This is a genomic window from Streptomyces sp. NPDC013157, assembly GCF_042899865.1.
Lineage (GTDB): Bacteria > Actinomycetota > Actinomycetes > Streptomycetales > Streptomycetaceae > Streptomyces.
Genome location: NZ_JBIBAK010000001.1, coordinates 738,590 through 763,015, shown reverse-complemented (window position 1 = coordinate 763,015; position 24,426 = coordinate 738,590). Strand labels below are relative to the sequence as shown.

The 24,426-nt window shown below is 72.9% G+C and carries 19 protein-coding genes; 12 read left to right on the top strand and 7 right to left on the bottom strand.

From position 1 onward, the window contains the following. The first annotated feature begins 151 nt into the window (after window positions 1-151). A complete protein-coding gene (locus ACFY6U_RS03445) occupies window positions 152-799 on the top strand; it encodes a ScbR family autoregulator-binding transcription factor (protein WP_390034853.1) in 648 nt (215 codons plus the stop codon). A 54-nt stretch (window positions 800-853) separates the two neighbouring features. Continuing rightward, the gene (locus ACFY6U_RS03440; protein ID WP_390034852.1) at window positions 854-2,014 is read left to right on the top strand and encodes a damage-control phosphatase ARMT1 family protein; all 1,161 of its coding nucleotides are present in this window, start codon (window positions 854-856) and stop codon (window positions 2,012-2,014) included. Here the strand turns inward: ACFY6U_RS03440 and ACFY6U_RS03435 are convergent. Further along, window positions 1,986-3,251, bottom strand: coding sequence for a cytochrome P450 (locus tag ACFY6U_RS03435; RefSeq protein ID WP_390034851.1), 1,266 nt, complete (start codon window positions 3,249-3,251; stop codon window positions 1,986-1,988). The two genes, ACFY6U_RS03440 and ACFY6U_RS03435, sit on opposite strands and share 29 nt — an antisense overlap. A gap of 195 nt (window positions 3,252-3,446) precedes the next feature. Between ACFY6U_RS03435 and cyc2 the strand changes: the two genes are divergently transcribed. After that, on the top strand, window positions 3,447-5,609 hold the full coding sequence (gene cyc2 / locus ACFY6U_RS03430; RefSeq protein WP_390034850.1) for a germacradienol/geosmin synthase Cyc2: 2,163 nt from the start codon (window positions 3,447-3,449) through the stop codon (window positions 5,607-5,609). Window positions 5,610-5,630: 21 nt separating this feature from the next. Here the strand turns inward: cyc2 and ACFY6U_RS03425 are convergent, their stop codons facing one another. Then, complete coding sequence (locus ACFY6U_RS03425) at window positions 5,631-6,464, bottom strand: hypothetical protein (protein ID WP_390034849.1); 834 nt, start codon at window positions 6,462-6,464, stop codon at window positions 5,631-5,633. Window positions 6,465-6,533: 69 nt separating this feature from the next. Then, the gene (locus ACFY6U_RS03420; RefSeq protein WP_390034848.1) at window positions 6,534-7,268 is read right to left on the bottom strand and encodes a hypothetical protein; all 735 of its coding nucleotides are present in this window, start codon (window positions 7,266-7,268) and stop codon (window positions 6,534-6,536) included. 87 nt (window positions 7,269-7,355) lie between these two features. Between ACFY6U_RS03420 and ACFY6U_RS03415 the strand changes: the two genes are divergently transcribed. From ACFY6U_RS03415 to ACFY6U_RS03400, 4 genes are all read left to right on the top strand, one after another. After that, window positions 7,356-8,258, top strand: a complete 903-nt coding sequence (locus ACFY6U_RS03415; RefSeq protein ID WP_390034847.1) for a LysR family transcriptional regulator — start codon at window positions 7,356-7,358, stop codon at window positions 8,256-8,258. 75 nt (window positions 8,259-8,333) lie between these two features. Continuing rightward, window positions 8,334-8,888 carry a PDZ domain-containing protein gene (locus ACFY6U_RS03410; protein ID WP_390034846.1) on the top strand — a complete coding sequence of 185 codons (555 nt, stop codon included), beginning with the start codon at window positions 8,334-8,336 and terminating at the stop codon, window positions 8,886-8,888. A 190-nt stretch (window positions 8,889-9,078) separates the two neighbouring features. Beyond that, window positions 9,079-10,209 (top strand): aminopeptidase P family protein, encoded by a 1,131-nt coding sequence (locus ACFY6U_RS03405; protein ID WP_390034845.1) that lies wholly within the window; start codon window positions 9,079-9,081, stop codon window positions 10,207-10,209. Between the two features lie 63 nt (window positions 10,210-10,272). Next, on the top strand, window positions 10,273-11,220 hold the full coding sequence (locus ACFY6U_RS03400) for an aminoglycoside phosphotransferase family protein (RefSeq protein ID WP_390034844.1): 948 nt from the start codon (window positions 10,273-10,275) through the stop codon (window positions 11,218-11,220). Window positions 11,221-11,257: 37 nt separating this feature from the next. Here the strand turns inward: ACFY6U_RS03400 and treZ are convergent, their stop codons facing one another. Next, entirely contained in the window at window positions 11,258-13,003 is a 1,746-nt protein-coding gene (gene treZ, locus ACFY6U_RS03395; RefSeq protein ID WP_390034843.1) for a malto-oligosyltrehalose trehalohydrolase, read from the bottom strand. Window positions 13,004-13,179: 176 nt separating this feature from the next. On the opposite strand from treZ, the gene ACFY6U_RS03390 reads away from it, so the two are divergent. From ACFY6U_RS03390 to ACFY6U_RS03380, 3 genes are all read left to right on the top strand, one after another. Next, window positions 13,180-13,731: an FHA domain-containing protein gene (locus ACFY6U_RS03390; RefSeq protein ID WP_390034842.1), complete on the top strand. Its 552-nt coding sequence runs from the start codon at window positions 13,180-13,182 to the stop codon at window positions 13,729-13,731. A gap of 183 nt (window positions 13,732-13,914) precedes the next feature. After that, a complete protein-coding gene (locus tag ACFY6U_RS03385) occupies window positions 13,915-15,240 on the top strand; it encodes a M14 family zinc carboxypeptidase (RefSeq protein WP_390034841.1) in 1,326 nt (441 codons plus the stop codon). Beyond that, entirely contained in the window at window positions 15,237-15,653 is a 417-nt protein-coding gene (locus ACFY6U_RS03380; RefSeq protein WP_390034840.1) for an SSI family serine proteinase inhibitor, read from the top strand. The genes ACFY6U_RS03385 and ACFY6U_RS03380 overlap by 4 nt, the downstream gene beginning before the upstream one ends. A 47-nt stretch (window positions 15,654-15,700) precedes the next feature. Here ACFY6U_RS03380 and ACFY6U_RS03375 read toward each other — a convergent pair whose 3' ends face one another. From ACFY6U_RS03375 to glgX, 3 genes are all read right to left on the bottom strand, one after another. Then, a complete protein-coding gene (locus ACFY6U_RS03375) occupies window positions 15,701-16,960 on the bottom strand; it encodes a M14 family zinc carboxypeptidase (protein WP_390035191.1) in 1,260 nt (419 codons plus the stop codon). A 332-nt stretch (window positions 16,961-17,292) separates the two neighbouring features. Beyond that, a complete protein-coding gene (gene treY / locus ACFY6U_RS03370) occupies window positions 17,293-19,644 on the bottom strand; it encodes a malto-oligosyltrehalose synthase (RefSeq protein WP_390034839.1) in 2,352 nt (783 codons plus the stop codon). 160 nt (window positions 19,645-19,804) lie between these two features. Next, window positions 19,805-21,913: a glycogen debranching protein GlgX gene (glgX, locus tag ACFY6U_RS03365; RefSeq protein WP_390034838.1), complete on the bottom strand. Its 2,109-nt coding sequence runs from the start codon at window positions 21,911-21,913 to the stop codon at window positions 19,805-19,807. A gap of 196 nt (window positions 21,914-22,109) precedes the next feature. Between glgX and ACFY6U_RS03360 the strand changes: the two genes are divergently transcribed. Together ACFY6U_RS03360 and ACFY6U_RS03355 are read left to right on the top strand one after the other, a co-directional pair. Further along, on the top strand, window positions 22,110-22,925 hold the full coding sequence (locus ACFY6U_RS03360; RefSeq protein WP_390034837.1) for a Tat pathway signal sequence domain protein: 816 nt from the start codon (window positions 22,110-22,112) through the stop codon (window positions 22,923-22,925). A gap of 58 nt (window positions 22,926-22,983) precedes the next feature. After that, window positions 22,984-24,324 carry a copper amine oxidase gene (locus ACFY6U_RS03355; protein ID WP_390034836.1) on the top strand — a complete coding sequence of 447 codons (1,341 nt, stop codon included), beginning with the start codon at window positions 22,984-22,986 and terminating at the stop codon, window positions 24,322-24,324. Window positions 24,325-24,426 lie beyond the last annotated feature (102 nt).

Sequence of the window (24,426 nt, the reverse complement as noted above, 5' to 3'; positions counted from 1 at the left end):
GCCGCACGGTGAGCTATCGTGTGCACGGGGTAAAGAAACAAACCGCATGCCCCGTCGGTTTGGAAGCCGTGAAGCCCAGAGGGCGTCGAGCCCAGAAGGCGTCGAGCACTGAAGCCGTGAAGTCGTGGAGCCGTGAAGGAGCGTCGAGTCGATGGCGAGGCAGTTACGCGCGGAGCAGACCCGTGCCACGATCATCACGGCCGCCGCCGACCTCTTCGACCGGCACGGCTATGAATCCACCAGCCTGAGCGAGATCGTCGAACACGCGAAGGTCACCAAGGGGGCGCTCTACTTCCACTTCGCCGCCAAGGAGGACCTGGCGCACGCCATCATGGAGCTCCAGTCCCGCACCTCCAGCCAGTTGGTGAGGGAGATGGACAGCCGTGGTTACTCCTCACTGGAAGCCCTGATGCGCACCACGTTCGCGATCGCGCGGCTCTCCGTCGACGGCCCGATCCCGCGCGCCGGGCTGCGCCTGGCCACCGCGGACGTCACCGTACGGCCGCCGCTGAGGCACCCGTTCACCGAGTGGCTGGAGTTCGCCACCCGCAAACTCATGGCCGCCGTCAAGGAGTCCGACGTCCACCCGGACATAGACGTCGGCGCGGTCGCGCACTCCCTGGTCTGCTTCTTCGTCGGCACCCGGGTCGCCGGCCGCAACCTGGAGCCGGTGGCGCGGCTGCCTCGCAGGGTCGCCGAGATGTGGCACCTGATGATCCGCAGCCTGGTCCCGGTGCACCGGCGCGCCCGCTACCTGACCCTCGCCACCCAGCTGGAGCGCGAGATCAGAACCGCCTGACAGGTGCCCTGCGGTGCGGCGGAGCCGGGCGGCCCGCGCGATAGCGTGGCGCCCATGCCCGACTCCGCCGCCGCACCCGTGATCCTCGGCATCACCGGCCCGTTCCCGCACAGCGTGCTGGCCGAACGGCACCCCGCGATCATCCGCCAGGTGCGGGACGCCTTCCCGTACGGCCCCGAGCAGCACCGCGCCCTCGACGCGCTGCTGCACAACTGCACCGAGGGCGTGATCGAACCTCTGCCCGGCGACGCGGGCGTCTGGCGTGACTGGGGACTGGACACCTACGCCGGCCGGTCCTGGTTCGACGTGCCGTGGCTGTGGTCGGAGAGCTGGTTCTACCGCCGGCTCCTGGACGCCGTCGGCTACTTCGGCCCCGGCCCCTGGCAGGGCATCGACCCCTTCCGCCCCTTCAAGCTCGCCGAACTCGACGCCAAGGAGACCGACGAGGAACTGGCCGCGCTCGACGACCTCGGCGGCGATGCGGACCGGGCCCTGCTGCACGGCTCCCTGTGGGGCAACCGCGCCGACCTCGGCTTCCGGCTCTCCGCCGCCGAGTCGGGCGAGGCCGTCGCCGCCCTGGTCGCCGACGACGCCACCGCCCTGTGGCCGCTGCTCCACGGCGGCGGCACCCTGTGCCTCGTCGCCGACAACGCCGGCCGCGAACTCGTCCCCGACCTGCTGCTGATCGCCCACCTCCTGGACACGGACCGCATCGCACGGGCGGTCCTGCACATCAAGCCCCACCCGTACTACGTCTCCGACGCCACGACCGCCGACGTGCTCGACGCCCTGCGCAGGCTCACCGCGGCCCCGGGCGCCGCCGCCGGGTACGGCCGTACCCTCTGGTCGGCGATGGCCGACGGCCGCCTCACCATGCGCGCCCACCCTTTCTCCTGCGCCCCGCTGCCGTACGCCGAGATGCCCGGCGACCTGCGCGCCGACTTCGCCTCCGCCGCGCTGACGATCTTCAAGGGGGACCTCAACTACCGTCGTCTGGTGGGCGACCGGCTCTGGGCGCCGACCACCCCCTTCGCCGAGGTCACCGCCTGGTTCCCGGGCCCGGTGGCGGCGCTGCGCACCCTCAAGTCCGATGTGGTCACCGGACTCTCCGCGGACACCGAAGCGGCCCTGGATGCGGCCGAGCCGGAGCGCTGGCGCACGGCCGGCACCCATGCCCTGATCCAGGTCAACCCAGGTGCATCGGCAGCGACTTGAGCCCGTTGATGAAGTTCGACACGAGCCGCACGGCGGGACCGGCGGGCTCCAGCACGGCCGGCGCCTGCGCGTAGAGAGCGCGCAGCTGGAGCCGGGCGAAGTGGGCGCCCAGGCAGACGTGCGGTCCGTCCCCGAAGGACACGTGCGGGTTCGGCGCCCGGGTGAGGTCGAGCCGGTCGGGCCCGGCGAAGGCCCGCTCGTCACGGTTGGCCGAGGCGTGCAGGACGACCACCTTGTCGCCCGCCCTGATGCGCCGCCCGCCCAGCTCGGTGTCCCGCGCGGCCGTACGGCGGAAGGTCAGCACCGGGGGATGCCAGCGCAGCAACTCGTCCACCGCGGCGCCCGCCCCGGCCTTCCCGGCACGCAACAGGCGGTACGACTGCGGGTGTTCGGCCAGCGCCAGCAGTCCGCCGGGGGCGGCCGAGCGCACCGTGTCGTTGCCCGCGACGGTCAGCAGGAAGAAGAACATCTCCAGTTCGCCGTCGCCGAGTTCCGGGTCGTGGGCGAGGGCCGTCATGACGTCGTCGGCCGGGTTCCGGCGCTTGTGCGCGGCGAGTCGCCGGGCGTACCCGAACATGTCCCGGAGCATCGCGGGCGACCGCGGATCGACCGGCCTGCCCTCGCCGTCGAGCATCCCGGGCCCGGCCTCGTCCGGGTCCTGGTAGCCGATCACCCGCCGCGTCCAGTGCAGCAGAAGCCCCCGATCGCTCTCCGGGACACCCAGCAGATCGGCGAGGTTGAGCAGCGCGTACTCGTCGGTGACGGCGGCGACCAGGTCCACGGTGCCGTCCCCCGCCCGGGCCGCCTCCAGCGCCCGGGCGAACAGGGTCCGCGCCCGCTCCCGTACCACCGCCTCGAACCGCTCGATCCTCCCCGGAGTGAAGGCCCGGCTCACCGTCCGCCGCAGCCGCCCGTGGTGCGGCGGATCCTGATTGAGCATCATGCGCCGGATGAACGGCAGGTCCTTTGGGGCAGGGTCCCGGATCTGGGTCGCGCCGAGGTGCGACGAGTACGTCCCCGGGTCCTTGAGCACCTGCACCACGTCCGCGTGCCGTGCCACCGCCCAGAACCCCGGCCCGGCCGGCCACCCCAGTACTTCCGGCTCCCGCTGCCAGGACACCGGGTGGTGGTCGCGCAGGACGCGGTAGGCGGCGTACGGCACGCCGGCCGCGTACCGGCGCGGATCGAACACATCGGGGACGGGCGGGGCTGCACCGCCGTCGGCGGAGGTGGTCATGCGACCACGGTGGCCCGTGCGGCGGGGCCGGGCAAGACGGGCCGCAGCAGGGCGGCAGCCCGAAGGCGCGCTCCGTGAACGCCTCGCAGGGCCTTGTCCGCCCGGAATTCCCGGATTCCGCCCCGGTTCACGCGATGGTGTGATCATGTGCCCCGCGGTGGATGGCACTTGTGGCGCGCGGGTAGGGCCCCGGCCATGACGCAGCCGTTCGAACTCCCGCACTTCTACATGCCGTATCCCGCGCGGCTCAACCCGCATCTGGAGGAGGCCCGGGCCCATTCCACCGAGTGGGCCCGCGAGATGGGCATGCTGGAGGGTTCCGGGATCTGGACCCAGGCCGACCTGGAGGCACACGACTACGGCCTGCTGTGCAGCTACACCCACCCCGACTGCGACGGTCCCGCCCTCTCGCTGATCACCGACTGGTACGTGTGGGTGTTCTTCTTCGACGACCACTTCCTCGACATGTACAAGCGCACCCAGGACCGTGCCGCCGGCAAGGCCCACCTCGACCGGCTCCCGCTGTTCATGCCGCTCGACCCGGCGACGCCCGTGCCGGAGCCGCAGAACCCGGTCGAGGCGGGCCTCGCCGACCTGTGGGCGCGCACGGTGCCGTCGATGTCGGTCGACTGGCGGCGGCGCTTCTCGGTCGCCACCGAGCACCTGCTGAACGAGTCCATGTGGGAGCTGTCCAACATCAACGAGGGGCGGATCGCCAACCCCGTCGAGTACATCGAGATGCGCCGCAAGGTCGGCGGCGCCCCCTGGTCGGCGGGCCTGGTCGAGTACGCGACGGCCGAGGTGCCCGCCGTCGCCGCCGGCTCGCGGCCGCTGAGGGTGCTCATGGAGACCTTCGCCGACGCCGTCCACCTGCGCAACGACCTGTTCTCCTACCAGCGCGAGGTGGAGGACGAGGGCGAGAACAGCAACGGCGTCCTGGTCCTGGAGACCTTCTTCGACTGCACCACCCAGGAGGCCGCCGACGCGGTCAACGACATCCTCACCTCCCGCCTCCACCAGTTCGAGCACACCGCCCTCACCGAAGTCCCGGCCCTCGCCGCCGAGAAGGGCCTCACCCCCGGCCAGGCCGCCGCGATCGCCGCCTACACCAAGGGCCTGCAGGACTGGCAGTCCGGCGGCCACGAATGGCACCTGCGCTCCAGCCGCTACATGAACCAGGGCGCCGTCCCGTCCTCCCCCTGGCAGCACCTCACCGGCCCCGGCACCTCCGCCGCCGACGTCGGCGCCCTACTGGCCGCGGCCGCCGCGGAGCGCCTGCGCGCCTACACCCATGTGCCCTTCCAGCAGGTCGGCCCCTCCCTCCTGCCCGACTTCCACATGCCGTACGAGGTCGAGCTCAACCCGCATCTCGATGCCGCCCGGCCCCGGCTGACCGCCTGGATGCACGGCACCGGAATGCTGTCCGAGGGCGTCTGGGACGAGGACCGGCTGGCCGCCTCCGACCTCGCGCTCTGCGCCGCGGGACTCGACCCCGACGCCGGCCCCGGGGAACTCGACCTCAGCGCCCAGTGGCTGGCCTGGGGCACCTATGCCGACGACTACTACCCCCTCTGCTTCGGCACCCGGCGCGACCTGGCCGGCGCCCGGCTCGCCACGGCCCGCCTCTCGGCGTGCATGCCCCTCGCCGACGAGCCCGTGCCGGTGCCGGCCACCGGCATGGAACGCGGCCTGACCGACCTGTGGGCCCGCACCACCGCCGGGATGAGCCCCGAGGACCGGCTCGCCCTCAAGGAGTCCGTCGACCGGATGACCGAGAGCTGGCTCTGGGAGATGTCCAACCAGCTCCAGCACCGCATCCCCGACCCCGTCGACTACCTGGAGATGCGCCGGTCCACCTTCGGCTCGGACCTCACCCTGAGCCTGGCCCGCCATGGCCACGGCCCCGCGATTCCCCCGGAGGTGTACCGCAGCGGCCCGGTGCGCTCCCTGGAGAACGCCGCCATCGACTACGGCATGCTCGTCAACGACGTCTTCTCCTACCAGAAGGAGATCCAGTACGAGGGCGAGCTGCACAACGCCGTCCTCGTCGTCCAGAACTTCTTCGGCGTCGACTACCCGACCGCGCTGCACGTCGTGCACGACCTGATGACCCAGCGGATGCGGCAGTTCGAGCACGTCGTCGCCAGCGAACTCCCGGTCGTGTACGACGACTTCGAGCTGTCCGCCGAGGCGCGCGAGGCCGTGGACGGCTACGTGCGCGACCTGCAGAACTGGATGGCCGGCATCCTCAACTGGCACCAGCACGTCGACCGCTACCAGGCGGACCACCTCGCCCGCCGGGCCCACGGCTTCGTTCCGGACCGCCCACCGCTCGCCCCGTCGCTGCCGGTCGGCTGACGGCGCCCGTCGCGCGGGTTCCTACCGGAGGGAGGTGTACAGACCCCGGGCCCGCTCGGCCTGCGCCAGGTCGCCCAGCCGCTCGAACTCCCCGGCCAGCCGGAGCAGCGGCGCCGGATCGAGGTCCTTTCTGCTGCCTGGCCGCAGCAGCAGGCTCTGGTCCATGAAGATGTCGTCGAGGCGGCGGATCAGCGCGACCCGGGCGAGCTCGGTCATCCCCTGCTCGGCCGCCAGCCGGGTCCACGTCGACAGCGGCTGGTCGGCCGGGTCGCCGGGGACCTCGTGCCGTACCGATGCCCACAGGGGCGGCCGGGGGTGCGGGTCGAGCAGGTCGTAGGCGCAGCCTTCGTCCGCGTTCAGCAGGAGGAAGCCGGGCTCGGTGCGCAGCAGGGCCCCGTGCAGCATGCCGAGCAGCTCGACGGGGGAGCGGTCGGGCAGGCCCAGGGCGGCGCGGAGCTCGGCGCGCTCCTCGTCGATGCCGTGGTACTCGCGGATCTCCTCCTCGATCTCGGCCACGCGCGCGAGGATCGCCGTCTCGCCGTCCGCCGGAGACAGGTGCAGGAGGTCACGCCAGCCCGGCAGGCCGATCACGATTTCCAGCGCCTCGTCGACGGACGACCCTATGATCCCGGCCGAGCCCTCCGAGTCCGCGTAGAGCAACGAGCCGTCCGCGCACCCGAAATAGGTGCCGCCGGTGTCGCTCCCCGCCACCACCTCCAGGGAGCCGCCGGAGGCGAGGCGAACCGGCTCGGCATGGCCGTGGGCGGCTCGGTCCAGGTCGAAGTCGAAGGGGAACGCGGCCAGTTCGGCCAAGCGGCGGTGCTGCCGGAGCAGCCGCAGGCAGTGATCGGTCATGTCACAGAACGTAACAGCCGCCACTGACAACGGCCTCGGGTTCCGGCGGGCGGCGGAGCGGCGCCGCCCTCACACCGACGCGCGCGCCCGCTCCGTGGCGTGCGCGACCGCCGCCCGGGCCAGCGCCCGGATCACCGGATGCGCACGCGAGCCGTCGCCCGACAGCTCCGGCTGGAAGAGCGTGGCCAGGAAGAAGGGGTGGCCGGGCAGTTCGGCGACGCGGACGTGCCCGTCCTCGTCGTGGCCGGACAGCCGCAGCCCGTGGGCGCGCAGGGTGTCCAGGTGGCGGGAGGGGCCGTACGAGCAGAAATAGCGCTCGACCGTGTGCCCGGAGCCGATCGCCGACTCGGCCAGTGTGCCCGGCTCGACCCGCACCGCGGCCTCGTGACCCACCAGCGAGCAGGCCAGCGGCTCGATCAGGAGGTCCTCGGCGTCCGGGTCGTTCTCGGCGTGCGCGACCCGGGTCAGGCCGCAGACGTCGCGGGCGTACTCCAGGAGCGCGTGCTGGAAACCCCCGCAGGTGCCGAGGAAGGGGATGCCCTCCTCACGGGCGGTGCGGATCGCGCGCAGTACGCCCGCCTCGCTGCGGTACGGGCTGCCCGGCAGCACCCATACCGCGTCGAAGCCGCGCACCGCGTCCGCGGCCTCGGCGTCCTCGGACGGGATCCAGTAGGCGTCGAGGACCAGCCGGTCGCGCTGGGCGAGGGCGTCGAGGAGGAACGGGATCCGGGTGTGCGACACGACGTTCGGGGAGCGGTCCCCGACCAGGGCGATCGTGGCGGTCCGAGCTGCGGAGTTCGTCATGGGCTCATCCTGGGCGCGGGGTCCGGTTCACGTCCAACGATGAATGATGCACTCTCGATAAGCATCACTGATGCGATCCTGTGCGGCATGGACCCGCACCTCCTGCGCACGTACGTCACCGTGGCCCGCCTCGCGTCCTTCTCGGAGGCCGCGCGCGAGCTGGGCTACACCCAGTCCGCGGTCTCCCAGCACATCGCCGCCCTCGAACAGGACCTCGGCGCCACCCTGCTCACCCGGCGTCCGGTGACCCCGACGGCCGCCGGTGACCGGCTCCTGGAGCACGCCGCCCCGCTGCTGCTGCGCCTGGAGGCGGCCCGCGCCGACGTCGTACGGATGGCCGCCGCGCCCGCGCCCGGCCTGACCCTCGCCGCCACCCCGACCGCCCTCGGCCCCGCCGTCCTCGCCGCGCTCCCCGCCGCCGGCGTCACCGTGCGCGTCCTGTCCCGTGACAGGATCCCGGCCGCCGTCGCCACCGGCACCGCCGACCTGGGCCTGCTCGACGGCCTCGCCGCCCCCAGCGACCCGCTGCGGCTGCCCGACGTGGCCCCCCTGACCACACGCGGCGCCGGCGAGGAGCCCGTCGCCGTTCTGCTCCCCGCCGGGCACCCCCTCGCCCGCCGCCCCGGACTGCGCCTCGCGGACCTGGCCGACGCCCGCTGGCTCGACGCACCCGACGCGGCCCCGCCGCTGAGCCGGCTGCGCACCGCGACCGGCGGCGGCGCCTTCCGCCCGGCCCTGCGCTACGACGGCTCCGACGTGCGCACCCTCACCGCCCTGGCCGCCGCCGGCCACGGCCTCACCCTGCTGCCCCTGCGCGCGGCCACCGGCGTCCCCGGCACGGTCGCCGTCCCCGTCACCGCCCCGCGCCTCGTCCACCGCGTGGAACTGGTGTACGCCGGGACCCCCGCGGGGGCGGCGGCGGACCTGGTGGCGAGCCTTATCGACGGTGCGCCCGTGGCGCAGGTGAGCGCTGAGCCTTCCCGCCCTTGACCCGGGGTCAGTCTCACTCGTTCGTGGTTCGTCGCGCCCGCGTGCGCCGGGTAGGGCTCGGGGTGGAGGCGAACCATGGAACAGACCGCATTGCGTCCCAAGCCGATCCCCGGTCAGGAAGGCGGGGACAGCCCCCCACCCGACCCGGCCCACCGCCCGCACGCCGCGCGCCGCCGCGGCAACCGGATCAGGACCCTGCTGCTCGGATCGTTCGTCGGCACGGTCCTGGTGCTGTCCGGGGTCGGCATCGGCACGATCGGCGCCACGGTGATCGGCATGAGCAGACTGGCGGAACTGCGGCAGCAGACCCCGCCCGCGAAACCGAGCCCCGCACCTCCGGCCACCCCCACCCCCTCGCCGACGGCCGCCGCGACCCTGGGCCTGGAGGCCGTGGACGCCGAGAAGGTGGGCGCCATGGTGACGGGCGTCCATGTGCCGGGCCCGGGCTACTCGGCGGGACTGGTACGCGGCGACGTCCTGCTCCAGTTCGGCGCCCGACGGATCGACACCGCGGCCGACCTGGTCCGGGCGGTGACCGACGCCCGGCCGGGCAAGGAGGTCGAACTCACCGTGCGGCACGCGAGCGGGGGCTACCAGCAGCTGACTGTGGTGCCGGGCGTCGTCATCTGAGAACACCCGCACGGCTGCAGCCCAAAGGGGCACGGGGAACTGCGCGACCGGCCACAACCCACCCGCACCGGCCACACAACCGCAACCCACAACGGCGGCTCTGCCCAACCGGCTCGCGCGCCCCCGCCGCACCCGGCAGGATGCATGCGGAGGCCTGCACAGCCCCGTCACCCGCGCAAGGAGGCCCAGGATGACCGGCACCACCCCCGCCGCCCCCTTCACCGCCGGCGACTACGAGTCCCGCATGACGCGCGCAGCGCACACCGCTGCGGACGCAGGCCTCGCCGGCCTCCTGATCGCCCCCGGCCCCGACCTGGTGTGGCTCACCGGCTACACCCCCACCGCGGTCACCGAACGGCTGACCCTCCTCGTCCTGGCCCCCGGCAGGGACCCCGTACTGATCGTCCCCACCCTGGAGGCCCCCGACGCCGAGAAGGCCGACGGCGCGGCCGTGCTGACCCTGCGGGACTGGACCGACGGCACCGACCCCTACGCCGTGACCGCCGACCTGCTCGACGGGACCGGCCGGTTCGGTGTCAGCGACAACGCCTGGGCCATGCACCTGCTGGGCCTGCAGAAGACACTCCCCGACACGTCCTACGCCTCCCTCACCGACGCGCTGCCCATGCTCCGCGCCGTGAAGGACGCGGCCGAGCTGGAACTCCTCGCCGCCGCCGGAGCCGCCGCGGACTCGACGTTCGAGGAGATCCGCAAGGTTCCCTTCGCCGGCCGCCGCGAGTCCGACGTCGGACACGACCTCGCCGACCTGCTGCGCCGCTTCGGCCACGACCAGGTCGACTTCACCATCGTCGGCTCGGGGCCCAACGGCGCCAACCCGCACCACGAGGTCGGCGACCGGGTCATCCAGGACGGCGACATGGTCGTCCTCGACTTCGGCGGCCTCAAGGACGGCTACGGCTCCGACACCACCCGCACCGTGCACGTGGGCCCGCCCACCGCCGAGGAGCGCGAGGTGCACGACATCGTGCGCGCCGCACAGGAGGCGGGCTTCCGGGCCGTACACCCCGGCGTCGCCTGCCAGGAGGTCGACCGGGCCGCCCGCGCGGTCATCGCCGACGCCGGGTACGGCGAGTTCTTCATCCACCGCACCGGCCACGGCATCGGCGTCACCACGCACGAGCCGCCGTACATGATCGAGGGCGAGGAGCAGCCGCTCGTGCCCGGCATGTGCTTCTCCGTGGAGCCCGGCATCTACCTGCCCGGCCGCTTCGGGGTGCGCATCGAGGACATCGTCACGGTGACCGCGGACGGCGGCCGTCGTTTCAACAACACCACCCGCGAGATGGTGGTCGTGGGCTGACCGGCCCGGCCCCGGAACCATCCGCTCGCCCCTACCCCATCCCGAACGGCAACGGCGCGATCCATGACCCAGGCACCGACTCCCACCGCGGACACCGTCCGCCGACTGGTCCGTTCGCTGCTCAAGGAGGGCGCGGGCGGCGCCTCGGGCCCCGACGTGCGGCCCGTCGCGGAGGGCGGTGAACACTCCACCTGGTGGGTCGGCACCCGGCATGTGCTGCGCCTCGCCCCCGACCGGGACGCCTCCGTCCGCCAGCGCCGCGAACTGCGTCTGCGCGACCTGATGCGGCCGCACCTGCCGGTCGCCGTCCCGGCCGGCGTGGCGCACGGCGAGTGGGCGCCGGGGCTGACGTACACGCTGGACACCGTGATCCCCGGCGGTACGGCCGAGGAGCACGACGTCTCCGCGGTCGGCGAGGCGGACCTGGCCGGGCTGCTCACCGGGCTGCGCGAGGTGCCCGTACGGCAGGCCGAGACGCTCGGCGTGCCGCGCACCCCGCCGCGCTCCCTGGAGGCGCTGCGCCGGATGGCGGTGCCCGCCGCCGAACGGCTCGCCGCCGCCGACGAGTTCGACCCCGCCCGGCTGCTCCAGCTGACCCCGCCGGGCGCCGCCCAGCTCGCCGCCCAGCCCGGTACCGCCGTGCTGGTCCACCACGACCTCAAGGGCGAGCACCTGGTGGTCAGCGCCGACGGCAGGGTGCGCGGCGTCCTCGACTGGACCGACGCGGCGGTCGGCGACCCCGCCGAGGACATCGCGGGGCTCGCCCTCGCGGTCGGCTCCGGCGCCGCCGTCCGCGCGGCCACCCTCGCCGGGTACGGCGCCCGCCCCTGTCTGCGCGGCCTGTGGCTGGCCCGCTGCGACACCGTCGTCCGCCTCGCCGGCCGCCTCGAAGGCCGCGACGACAGCCCCCTGCCGTTGCTGCGCACCCAACTCCGGCGCGCCTGGGAGGCGATCCTGCTGGAGCGGGTGACCGAACTGCGCGAGGACGCCGAGGACGACGAGGAGCTGTAGCGGCCCGCCCGGTGCCCGGGAACGACCCGGACGTGGATCAGGCCTGGGTCAGCACCACGCACGACTCGCCCGGCACCCGCAGCACCCCGTCCGCGTCCGGTGCCGCCACGCTGTCCCACGCGGCCAGGACCTCCACCCGGCCGGTGCCGAGCGGGATCTCGGCCGGCTCCTTGCCCAGGTTCACCGCCACCCGCACGTCCCCGCGCCGGAACGCCAGCCAGCGTGCCGCCTCGTCGTACGCCACCTTGGTGTCGGCGAGATCGGGATCGGTGAGGTCCGCCTGCTCGCGGCGCAGCGCCAGCAGGCGGCGGTACCAGGCCAGCACGCGCGCGTGCGGCTCGTGTTCCGGTTCCGACCAGTCCAGGCAGGAGCGGTCCCGGGTCGCCGGGTCCTGCGGGTCGGGCACGTCCTCCTCGGCCCACCCGTGCGCCGCGAACTCCCGCCGCCTGCCGCGTCGTACGGCCTCCGCGAGGTCCGGGTCCGTGTGGTCGGTGAAGAACTGCCAGGGGGTGCCGGCCGCCCACTCCTCGCCCATGAACAGCATCGGCGTGAAGGGCGCGGTCAGGCTCAGCGTGGCCGCGCAGGCCAGCAGGCCGGGGGAGAGGCTTGCCGAGAGCCGGTCGCCCTGGGCGCGGTTGCCGACCTGGTCGTGGGTCTGGGTGTAGCCGAGCAGCCGGTGCCCGGCCACCTGTGCGCGGTCCAGCGGGCGGCCGTGCCGGCGGCCGCGGAAGCTGGAGTACGTGCCGTCGTGGAAGTAGCCGCCCGTGAGCGTCTTGGCGAGGGCGGCGAACGGGGCCCGGGCGAAGTCGGCGTAGTAGCCCTGGGACTCGCCGGTCAGCGCGGCGTGCAGGGCGTGGTGGAAGTCGTCGTTCCACTGCGCGTCCAGGCCGAACCCGTGCTCCGTTCGCGGGGTGATGACCCGCGGGTCGTTCAGGTCGGACTCGCCGACGAGGAACAGCGGCCGGCCCGACTGGGCCGCCAGACCGGCCACCGCGGACGACAGCTCCTCCAGGAAGTGGCACGCGCGCGTGTCGCACAGCGTGTGCACCGCGTCCAGGCGCAGCCCGTCGATCCGGTAGTCGCGCAGCCAGGCCAGCGCGCTGCCCACCAGGTACGCGCGCACCTCGTCCGACCCGGGCGCGTCCAGGTTGACCGCGGAGCCCCAGGGCGTCTGGTGCGCCTCCGTGAAATACGGCCCGAACGCGGGCAGGTAGTTGCCGGACGGGCCGAGGTGGTTGTGCACGACGTCCAGGACGACGCCGAGGCCGAGTTCATGGGCCCGGTCGACAAACCGTTTCAGCGACTCGGGGCCGCCGTACGGCTCGTGCACCGCCCACAGCGAGACGCCCTCGTACCCCCAGCCGTGTCGGCCGGGGAACGGGCACAGCGGCATCAACTCCACGTGCGTGATGCCCAGTTCCCGCAGGTGTTCGAGGCGGTCGGCAGCCGCGTCCAGGGTGCCCTCGGGGGTGTACGTGCCCACGTGCAGCTCGTAGAGCACCGCGCCCGGCAGCGCGCGTCCCGGCCAGGCGGCTCGCCACTCGTGGCGCTCGTGGTCGACGACCGCGCTGAGCCCGTCCGGTCCGTCCGGCTGGCGGCGCGAGCGCGGGTCGGGCAGCACCGGGCCGTCGTCCAGGGCGAACCCGTACCGCGTGCCGTCCTCGGCGTCCGCCTCCCCGGTCCACCAGCCGGACCGTCCCGGGGCGCGCTCCAACGCGCGCGTGGCGCCGTCGCAATGGAGCGTCACACGGTCTGCCTGCGGTGCCCACACCTCGAACTGCACGGACGGTCCCCTTCGTCTGGCTCATCGTGAGGTAGTACGTCCATCGTGCCGTGAAACGAGATCAATCCGCTTTGAATCCCGGCTTTGCGGAACGGGTGTCGCCGTACGTACGCGCGCGTGACGGCCGTTTCCCTGTTTTCTGGACACCCGGGGTTCACTGACCCAGAATCGGCAGCGTGACGTCGTCCTTCGAGTTCCACACCTACCCCGCGCGGCTGTCCGACGCGGAGCGCGACAAAGTGCTGAGCGTGCTGCGTGACGGCGTCGCCATGGGACGGCTGTCGCACGACACGTTCGTGCGCCGCATGGAGCTGGCGCTGGCCGCCCGCCGCTCCGACGAACTCGCCGCGCTCACCGCCGACCTGCCGCAGGAGAACCGCTTCACGCGCCTGCTCTTCGGCACCGTCGAGGCCGTCTCCGGCTTCACCGTGCGGCTGCGCCGGGCCTGGCAGGCCGAGCGGCTGCCCAAGCTGCTGCTGCCGCACCCGGGCAACGGTCACCCGCTGCGCATCGGCCGAGACCCCGCCAACGGGCTGCGGCTCAACCACGAGACGGTGTCCCGGGTGCACGCCGAGCTCCGCCGCCAGGGCGGCCTGTGGGTCCTCAGGGACCTCGGCTCCACCAACGGCACGACCGTGAACGGCCGCCGGGTGATCGGCGCCGCCGTCGTCCGCGAGGGCGACCAGGTCGGGTTCGGCCGGATGGCCTTCCGGCTCGCGAGCGACTGAACCCCGGGCCCGCCCGCCGTCACCCGGACCCGTCCTGCGCGGTGGCTGAAAAGTGTTTGTCCGTCGTGGTGTTGACGAACCTCCCGAGTCGTGACTGACTGTGCGTACACCGTGCACACCATGTGAACCGACGGCACCGCTCTGTGGAGGTGTGACCTGCCGCCCCTCCTCCGCTACCCGTCCGTGGACGAGCTCGCCTCGCGGGCGGCCGCACTGGTCGCCGACCGCCCCCGGGACGCCCGGCTGCGCAGGGTCGGGACCTCCCGCGCGGGCACCCCGATGTGGCTGCTTTCCATCGGTCACGGCACCCGACACGCCCTCGTCGTGGCGGGCCCGCACGCCAACGAACCCGTCGGCGGCGCCACCGTGCTGCGCCTCGCCGACCGCGTCCTCGCCGACCCGAGGCTCACCGAGGACGCCGACGTCACCTGGGACCTGCTGCTGTGCCTGGACCCCGACGGCTCACGGCGCAACGAGGGCTGGCTTGCCGGGCCTTACACCCTGGGCCACTACTTCCGGAACTTCTTCCGACCCGGCTTCCTGGAGCAGCCCGAGTGGCTGCCCGACGGGGCGGACGCCGCCGCGCTGCCCGAGACCCGGGCACTGCTCGACCTCCAGGACGAGCTGCGGCCCTTCCTCCAGTGCTCGCTGCACGGCGTCGACGTCGGCGGCGGCTTCGTCGAGCTGACCCGCGAGCTGCCCGGCCTCGACCGGCGCCTCGCGCACACCGCCACCCGGCTCGGCATCCCCCGCGAACTCGGTGCCTACGACACCCTGTACTGGCCCACCCTGGGCCCGGCCGTCTACCGCGTCCCGCCGCCCCGCCGGGGCGACCTGGCCGCCGCCATCACCGAGGCCGCCGTCGAGTCCACCTGGTTCCACCCGTACCGGCACGGCACCGTCACCGCCATCGTCGAGGCGCCCATGTGGGGCGTGGCCGCCGTGCAGGACGGCACACCGCCCGCCGACCGGGACGCGGCGCTGCGCTCGGTCAGCCGGACCCTGCGGCGCGACACGGAGCTCCTGGACGGCGTCCTGGCCCGGGTCCGGCCGCAGCTGTCCGCGGCGCCGGACGCGGCCCGGCTGCTCGCTCCGGTCGACGACTACCTGCTGGTCTGCCCCGGCCTCGCCGACGCCTGGGACCCCGACACGGACACCCGCAGCACCCGCCCGCTGCCCCCGCTCAGCTCCGCCCACCTGGCCGCCCTGCGCATCGCCGGGCGGCGGCTGGCCCTGCGCACCGCGGGCATGCTGCACCAGCTCCTGCGCAGCACCGGCCACGACCCGGACGCCGCCCTGCCCGACCTGGACCGGCTGATCGACACCTGGTGCGCCGGGTACCACGACGCCCTGGGCGCGCGCTGGATCCCGGTCGCCCGCCAGGCCGAGTACCAGACACGGATGGTCCTGAGCGCCTTCGAACTGGCCCACCGCCACCTGCGCGGGCTTGCCCGATCGGGTGAGTCGGACTGGGGGACCGAGCCCGCCGTGCCGATGCACGGGGAATGACACATCTCAGAAAAGCGACAGCGGCCGCCGGCGCCCTGCTGGCCGTGGCCGCCCTTCTCGCCGCCGGCCCCGCCCAGGCCGCGCCGGCCGGAACGCGCGGCGACGACTACCTGTACCTGACCGTGACCCAGGGCGAGAACCTGTCCGGCGAAGCGCGCGGCACCGTCCTGCTGTGCGACCCGCCCCAGGGGTACTCGCACGCGGCCGAGACCTGTGCGGAACTCGCCGCGACGGGCGGCGACATCGGGCGCCTCACCCCGGCCAAGGACGCGATGTGCCCGATGGTCTACGCCCCGGTGACCGCCCAGGCGAGCGGCCAGTGGAACGGCAGGCCGATCGAGTACCGCGAGACGTTCCCGAACTCCTGCCAGATGGCGGCCCGGACCGGTCCGGTCTTCGCCCTCGACGACTGAGCCCGAGGGCGGCGTGCGGCCCCCGGGGCAGGCCCCGGGGCGGGTCCTCACGCCGCCCGCTCACGGGCGTGCTGCGCGGCCGCCAGCACGGTCCGGGACTGATGCTCCACCTGGCGCTCCAACGGCACCCAGCGGGCCCCGAAACGCTCGCCGTAGGCCTCGCACCAGGCGGCCACCAGCTCCTCCAGCCGCGGCGCCGCGTGGTCGTCCGCCTCCCGCAGCACCCGCAGCAGCATCGACGCGGCCCGCAACGGCAGCCGCCGCCCGAAGGCGTCGACGCTGCCGACGTACGCCATCGTGGTGTCGACCGGCGGCCGCTGGATCCAGTCCTGGGCCAGCCCGGGGATCAGCCCCAGCGCCCAGCGGGCGGCCCGCAGCAGCGGCCCGTCCAGGCCGCCGAGGCCGTCCAGCCGGGGCAGCACCTCGGCCAGCACCCGCTCCACCTCCCGGGAGTCCCGCAGCAGCCGGCGCGCCAGCCGGCGCATCGCCGCCGCCGGCGCCGGGTGCGGCGCCGGGTCGTCGACCAGGTCGCTCGCCCACATCGGCACCTCGACCACCGCCGTGAGACCGCCGTACCGGTGCGCGTGGTACCAGGTGCTGTGCCGTGCGTCGTCCGGCATGCTCGGGTACGCCACCCCGGTCTCCGGACCGGGCATCACCCGCACCCCGGGCCCGGAGTGCGGCCAGCCCGCGGCGTCCGAGGCGCCCGTCTCCACCGGGATGTGCAGCTCCGCCGCGGACTTGGCGAACGGTTCGGCGAGCCCCGGCACGTCCCTCGTCAACTGCACCCAGCTGCCGCCCAGGTCGGTGCCGTGCAGGGTCACCTGGAGGTAGGGGCGCAGTTCGTCGATCACCCCGAGCAGGGCCCTGGTCTCGGGCGGCAGCCGGTCCGGCGGCAGCACCGACGGCGACCACTCCGGCTGCTCAGGTCCCGCCGGCCGGTAGAAGCCGAGGTGGTAGTCGAACAGGCTGCGCGGGGCCGGGGTGACGTGCAGGCTCGCCCCGTCCGGGTCCGCGCAGAGCAGGAAGTGCCAGGAGTTCTCCGCCCGCAGCTCCCGCTCGTTCAGCACCCGTTCGGCCAGTACCTGGAGGGTGCCGCCTCCGGTCGGCTCGTTGGCGTGGGCACCCGCGACCACCAGGACCGCCCGGCGGGCGTGTCCGACGGACAGCAGGTGCAGCGGTCTGCCCGCGCGGGAGACGCCGATCTCCCGCAACGTGCACAGGCCGGGCCGGTGCGCGGCCAGCGCCCGGGCGGTGGCGACGAGTTCGGGAACACTGGGGTAACGCAGCTCCGGCAGGAGACTCACCCCCGACTTGTCCGCCCGGCTTCGCATTCCCCAGTCCCGCACGGCATAGGTGAACTGTCAAGAACCTCCCGGGGGAGGCTCCAGGGGGCGCCCAGAGGCGTGTGCGGTCGGCCGGCGGGGCTGATGGCGCGGACGGGGGTGCGAAGCCATTAAGGGGCGCGGAACGGCTCCGCGCGCCGATAACCGACGCCGTCGGCGCCCGACGAGTTTCAGTAAACCGACGGATCAGCCACATATTCACTCGTACGAGTGAATTCTGACGCCAGCCCCCGTCGGCTCTCGTCAGTTCCTGTCAGTTCCTGCTGGTTCCTGCCGGTTCCGGTCAGTTGCCTTCAGTCCCCGTCTCCCACCCGCTCCAGCAGCGCCACCGGCAGCCCGTCGAAGAGCTCGCCCACGCGCGCGTGCCCCGTGAACTCCCGCGCCGGCGCGAGCACGTCGGCCCACCGTCCCGGCGGCAGCGTCAGGACCGTGTCCCGCCAGCCGCCCGCCGCGGCCAGTCGCAACGACAGCCGGGTCACCGCGGTGACCACCTCCCCGGAGCGAGCGAACGCCAGGCAGTGCGCCGCGGCCGGCCCCTCGGCGGTCAGCGGCGCGTACGTCGCCGTGTCGCCGAAGACGTCCCGGCGCCGTGCCCGCAGCCGCAGCGCCGCCGCCGTCACCGCGTCCTTCTCGCCCGGATGTTCCGGCGGGAAGGAGACCGGCCGTCGGTTGTCCGGGTCCACCAGCGCCCGGTACTCGCCCTCCGTGCCCTGGTAGACGTCCGGTACCCCCGGCATCGTCAGATGGACCAGGGCCGTGCCCAGCACGTTGGCCCGGACGTGCGGCCCCAGCGAGGCCCGGAAGGCCGCCACCTGCTCTCCTGGCGCCCCGCACGGCCCCGCCGCGACGAACGAGACCACCGCCTCCTCGTACGGCGGCTCCTGCTCCGTCCAGCTCGTGTACAGGCCCGCCTCCCGCACGTGCTTCACCAGCGCCCCCCGGACCCGCTCCGGATCCGCCGGGCCGAGCCCGAACACCGTCTGCCAGGCCGCCCAGGCCAGCTGCGCGTCCGGCACCCCCTCCCCGTTCCGGGTCACTTCGGCCAGCACGTCCGCCCAGCGCTCCGGACACTCCGTCAGCACCGCCAGCGCGGCCCGCACGTCGGCACTGCGCTTGGTGTCGTGCGTGGTCACCACCGTCCCGGTGAGCGGCCAGTCGCGCTGCACGCGCGCGCAGTACGCGTGGAAGGCTTCCGGGGAGACCCCCGGACTGCCCGGGTCCCCGCCCACCTCGGTCGCCGACAGCAGCGGCACGTAGCGGTAGAACGCCGTGTCCTCCACGGACTTGGCCCGCAGCGCCGACGCGGTCTGCGCGAACCGCGTCCGGAACTCCGCGAGCCCCGGCCCGTCACCCGCCAGGAGCAGCCGGCGCACCACGTCCACCGCCCCGCCCTCCTCGGGCACCACGAAGGCCCGCCGGGCGTCCTCGGCGGCCTCCGCGGTGACCACGGCGGCCGCGTCACCGGAGGCGTACGGCCGGTACACCCGCATCCGCACCAGAAGCTCCTGCAGCGCGGTGCGCAGCGCCCAGGGCGCCCGGTCGCGCAGCGCGGGATCCGGCGACGTCGCGCACACGCGCGTGGCCGCCCGCGTCAGCCGGTCCGTCTCGGCCGCCAGCTCGTGCGTGATCACCTTGTACGCCGCCCGCCGCGCCGTGGCCGCCCAGTCGCCGCCCCGGTCCGTCTGCGGGGCCGCGAACCTCCGGTACTGGCCGAGCAGTTCACCGGCGCCCGCGGGATCCGTGAACAGGCCGTCCACGTGGCGCAGGGCGTCGTACCCGGTGGTGCCCGCGACCGCCCAGCCGGCCGGCAGGTGCTCGCCGTCGGCCAGGATCTTCTCCACGACCGTCCAGCGCCCGCCGGTCGCCTCGTGCAGCCGGGCGAGATAGCCGTCGGGGTCGGCGAGGCCGTCGGGATGGTCGACGCGCAGCCCGTCCACCACGCCCTCGCGCAGCAGCTGGAGGATCTTGGCATGGGTGGCCTCGAACACCTCCGGGTCCTCCACCCGCACCCCGATCAGCTCCGAGATGCTGAAGAACCGCCGGTAGTTCAGCTCGGTACGGGCCAGCCGCCACCACACCGGGCGGTACCACTGCGCGTCCAGCAGCTCCGGCAGCGGCAGGTCCGCGGTGCCGTCACGGAGGGGGAAGGCGTGCTCGTGGTAGCGCAGCACGTCACCGTCGACCACCAGCTGCCCGAGCACCTCGCCGACCGGCCCGCCCAGCACCGGCACCAGCAGTTGCCCGCCCTGCGCCTCCCAGTCGACGTCGAACCAGCGCGCGTACGGCGACTTCGGGCCCTCCCGGAGCACCTCCCACAGGGCGTGGTTGTGCCGGGGGGACATCGCCATGTGGTTGGGCACGATGTCCACGACGAGGCCGAGACCGTGTTCCCGCGCGGTGCGCGACAGCGCGCGGAGCGCGTCCTCGCCGCCGAGTTCCTCGCGCACGCGTGCGTGGTCGACGACGTCGTAGCCGTGCGTGGAGCCCGGGACGGCCTCCAGGACGGGGGAGAGGTGGAGGTGGGAGACGCCGAGCGAAGCGAGGTACGGCACGGCGGCTTGGGCGGCCGAGAAGGGGAAGCCGGGCTGGAGCTGGAGTCGGTAGGTGGCCGTCGGGACGGTGGGGGCGGTTCGCTCGGCTGTCATGCGGACGTATGTACCCGTCTGGTCGGCTTCTGTGCCACCGGGTGCGGTACGCGCCCCAAAGGGGCGCTGGGGGTACCCCCGGCCGAAGGCTGGGGGAGGAACTGCGCGACCAGCCCCCACCGGCCCGCGTCTGCCCCACAGCCCATCGGAGCACGCATCCCTACGCCGGCCTCTTCAACACCACCAGGCTCCGGCCCACCAGAGTCAGCCGTGCCCCCGCGTCCACCTTCGGCCCCGGTGGCACCCCCTCGGCGTGCGCCGTGTCGACCACCACCTCCCACTCCCGGCCGTGATTCACCGGCACCACGAAGTCCAGCGGGTCCGGTGACGCGTTGAACATCAGCAGGAAGGAGTCGTCGGCGATCCGCTGCCCCCTGGTGCCCGGTTCCGAGATCGCGTTGCCGTTGAGGAACACCGTGAGGGCCGACGCCTGGGCCGAGTCCCAGTCCCGCTGGACCATCTCGTGGCCCTCCGGGGTGAACCAGGCGATGTCGGAGAGCTCGTCGTGGGTGCCCTCCACCGGGCGGCCGTGGAAGAAGCGGCGGCGCCGGAAGACCGGGTGCTCCTTGCGCAGCCGCGCCATCGCGCGCGTGAAGGTGAGCAGTTCGCTGTCGTCCTCGGGAGCCGGCCAGTCCACCCAGGACACCTCGTTGTCCTGGCAGTACGCGTTGTTGTTGCCCTGCTGGGTGCGTGCGAACTCGTCGCCGTGGCCGAGCATCGGCACGCCCTGGGACAGCATCAGCGTGGCGATGAAGTTGCGCATCTGGCGCTCGCGCAGTTCGAGGATCGCGGGGTCGTCGGTGTGGCCCTCGACCCCGCAGTTCCACGACCGGTTGTGGCTCTCGCCGTCCCGGTTGTCCTCGCCGTTGGCCTGGTTGTGCTTGTCGTTGTACGACACCAGGTCGTGCAGCGTGAAGCCGTCGTGGCAGGTGACGAAGTTGATGGAGGCCAGCGGGCGGCGGCCGTCGTCCTGGTAGAGGTCGGAGGAGCCGGTCAGCCGGGACGCGAACTCCGCGAGCGCGCGCGGCTCGCCGCGCCACAGGTCGCGCACGGTGTCCCGGTACTTGCCGTTCCACTCGGTCCACAGCGGCGGGAAGTTGCCCACCTGGTAGCCGCCCTCGCCGACGTCCCAGGGCTCGGCGATCAGCTTCACCTGGGAGACGACCGGGTCCTGCTGCACCAGGTCGAAGAACGACGAAAGGCGGTCCACCTCATGAAACTGCCTCGCCAGCGTCGCCGCGAGGTCGAAGCGGAAGCCGTCGACGTGCATCTCGGTGACCCAGTACCGCAGCGAGTCCATGATCATCTGAAGGACGTGCGGGGACCGCATCAGCAGCGAGTTGCCGGTGCCGGTGGTGTCCATGTAGTAACGCGGGTCGTCCGTCAGGCGGTAATACGACTGGTTGTCCAGGCCGCGGAAGGACAGGGTCGGGCCCAGGTGGTTGCCCTCGGCGGTGTGGTTGTAGACCACGTCGAGGATCACCTCGATGCCGGCCTCGTGCAGCGCCCGGACCGCCGACTTGAACTCCAGGACCTGCTGGCCGCGGTCGCCCCAGGAGGCGTACGCGTTGTGCGGGGCGAAGAAGCCGATGGTGTTGTAGCCCCAGTAGTTGTTCAGGTCCATGTCGACCAGCCGGTGGTCGTTCACGAACTGGTGGACCGGCATCAGCTCCAGGGCCGTGACGCCCAGCGCCGTCAGATGGTCGACGACGGCCGGGTGGGCCAGGCCCGCGTAGGTGCCGCGCAGCTCCTCCGGCAGGCCCGGGTGGCGCATGGTCAGGCCCTTCACGTGGGCCTCGTAGATCACGGTGTGGTGGTACTCGGTGCGCGGCCGCCGGTCGTCGCCCCAGTCGAAGTACGGGTTGATCACCACGGACGTCATGGTGTGCGGCGCCGAGTCCAGGTCGTTGCGCTTGTCGGGGTCGCCGAAGTGGTAGCCGTACACCTCCTCGCCCCAGCGCACCGACCCGCTGACCGCCTTCGCGTACGGGTCGAGCAGCAGCTTCGCCGAGTTGCAGCGCTGCCCGCGCCCGGGGTCGTACGGGCCGTGCACCCGGAAGCCGTACCGCTGGCCGGGCATCACGCCCGGCAGGTACGCGTGCCGTACGAAGGCGTCGCTCTCCCGCAGTTCCACCGCCGTCTCGGAGCCGTCGTCGTGCAGCAGACACAGCTCCACTCGGTCCGCGGCCTCCGTGAAGACCGCGAAGTTGGTCCCGGCGCCGTCGTACGTGGCGCCGAGCGGATATGCCTCTCCAGGCCAGACCTGCATGAAGTCGACTCTTCCAGGTGTGTCCCGCGCCCGGGGGCGCCTTGGTCATGAGTCTGCCCGAAAGTAATGGAACCCCTCCTGGCTTACGGCCCTCTTACCCGGCGACCAGTGCACACAGCGGCTTATGTGGCGAAGTGTGCCGAACCAGTGGGGCAATCACGTACTCCCTGTGACCAAGGGGGAGTAGGGGGAAGATGTGCGCAAGATAGTGCACCGCCATCTGGGCAAGGTGGTGGCCGGTGCGGGACTGGCGGTGGCGGGGACCGCCGTGATGGTCGGGATCACCCTGCCGGGCACGGCAGGGGCGAACGAGTCGGGAGGGAGCGACGGGAACGGCGCGGTCACCGCGCAGCAGGCGGGCCAGGGACAGGACGCCGTCAAGCCGGGCGTGGTGGAACAGGCACCGGCCGAGGGGAAGAAGGGCACGGGCAGCGACCCGCTGACCGACGACGAGACCAAGCGCGTCGAACAACTCGCTCTGACCAAGCAGATGTTCACCGCCGGGGAGAACGTCGAGGGCCGGCGCGGCCCGGAGCGGCTCAGCGTCGATCTCGCCGAGCCGGACGCGAGCGAACTGGACAGCTCGAACGCGCCGCGCCGCGCGGACGTGACGTTCTACGACTACCGGGACGACACCCTGGTCACCCGGACCGTCAACCTCGACACCGGCAAGGTCGAGCAGACCACCAGCCGGACGGGCGTCCAGCCGCCGCTCAGCCACGACGAGAACGTCGAGGCGCTCAAGCTGCTGATCGCCGACCCGCTCGGCGCCGGCCTGAAGGCGGACTTCAAGGACGCCACCGGCAGCGCGCTGGCCGACCCGGAACAGCAGCTGCTGCTCAACAGCGCGGTCTACCGCGCCACTCCGGGGGCCCAGCCGGCCGCGCTCGACGCGTGCGGCGAACACCGCTGTGTGCGGCTCTTCCCGAAGGTGAAGAACGGGCCCTGGATCGACGCCAGGTCGCTCATCGTCGACCTGAGCGCGCGCAAGGTCGTGAAGCTCGGCCGCTGAGCCGGCTCCTTCGGTCACCTTTCCACCCTGCATCTCCCGTACCAGGAGTCATTTCGTCATGCACGTGAACCTGCGCGCGAGCACGCGTGCGCCCAGAATCAGCCATGCCCGCAGGACGGCCGCCGTGGGCCTGTCCGCGGTCGCGCTGGCGGCCGGCGCCACCACCGCGGCCGGACCCGCCGTCGCCCAGCCGAAGCGGGCCGCCGCGACCGCCGCCGACTGCTCCGCGGCCTACCGCATCGAGCAGAAGCTCTCCACCGGCACCACCTGGCGGATGTGCTGGCGCTACGACAGCAAGGCCGGACTGGTCCTGGAGCACATCTCCTACCAGCCCAAGGGCGAGGCCGCCCCCATCAAGGTGCTCTCCAGCGCCCGGCTCGCCCAGATCGACGTCCCCTACGACGACGGCAGCGTCGAGTACGACGACCTGACCGGCTTCGGCTTCGCCCAGGGCCTGGTGCCGCTCGCCTCGGCCGAGTGCCCCGGCGGCACCATCAAGACCGTCAAGGTCCCCGAGGCCTGGGATCCGGCCCACCCCGACGTCAACGGTCTGTGCACCACCACCCGTTCGCGCGGCCACGCGTACCGGATGCAGGCCGACACCGGCAACCGGGTGTACCAGCAGCAGGGCAAGGACCTGCTGATCTACACCGTCAACAAGGTCGGCTGGTACGAGTACATGACCGAGTGGCGGTTCCAGGACGACGGCACGATCAACATGAACGTCGGCGCCACCGGCAGCCTCTCGCCGGGCGACTACGACGCCGGGGACGGCCGCGGCTGGCCGATCGGCAAGGGCGCCCACGCCTACGCCACCAGCCACGCCCACAACGTCTTCTGGAAGCTGGACTTCGACCTCGACGGCTCCTCCAAGAGCCGTATCGAACAGTACGACTCGAAGGTCAGCGCCCCTGTGCACGGCCAGGAGGCGCCCAGCAACAAGACCACCCGCACCAATGTCACCAACGAACTCGCAGGCGACGCCGAGAACATGCGCTGGTGGCGCGTGGTCAGCACGGCCGGCAAGAACAAGGACGGGCACGCGCGGTCGTACGAGATCGTCCGGGGCGCCAGCAGCAAGTACCCGGGCCACGCGTTCACTTCGCACGACGTCTACTTCACCCAGTACGACAAGTGCGAGCAGTTCGCCAGCAACAACCCGGGCTGCGCGACCGGTCACCCCAAGACGGTCGACAAGTTCGTCAACGGGCAGACCCTCACCAACCCCGTGGTCTGGGTGAACGTCGGCTTCCACCACATCGCGCGCGACGAGGACCAGCAGCCGATGCCGGTCCACTGGCAGGGCTTCTCCATCGCCCCCCGGGACGTCACCGCTATGAATCCGCTCACTCCGGCCGCCCTCGCTGATCAGAACGGACAGCCCGGAAACGGTAGTTGAGAAACGACCTGTCCATCGGGCTGCACCGCCGACCACTCCCGGAGTACCCTTCCTTGATCGTTGGCACAGGGAGAGCTCGGGGGAGCGGAAGGCGGTGCACGG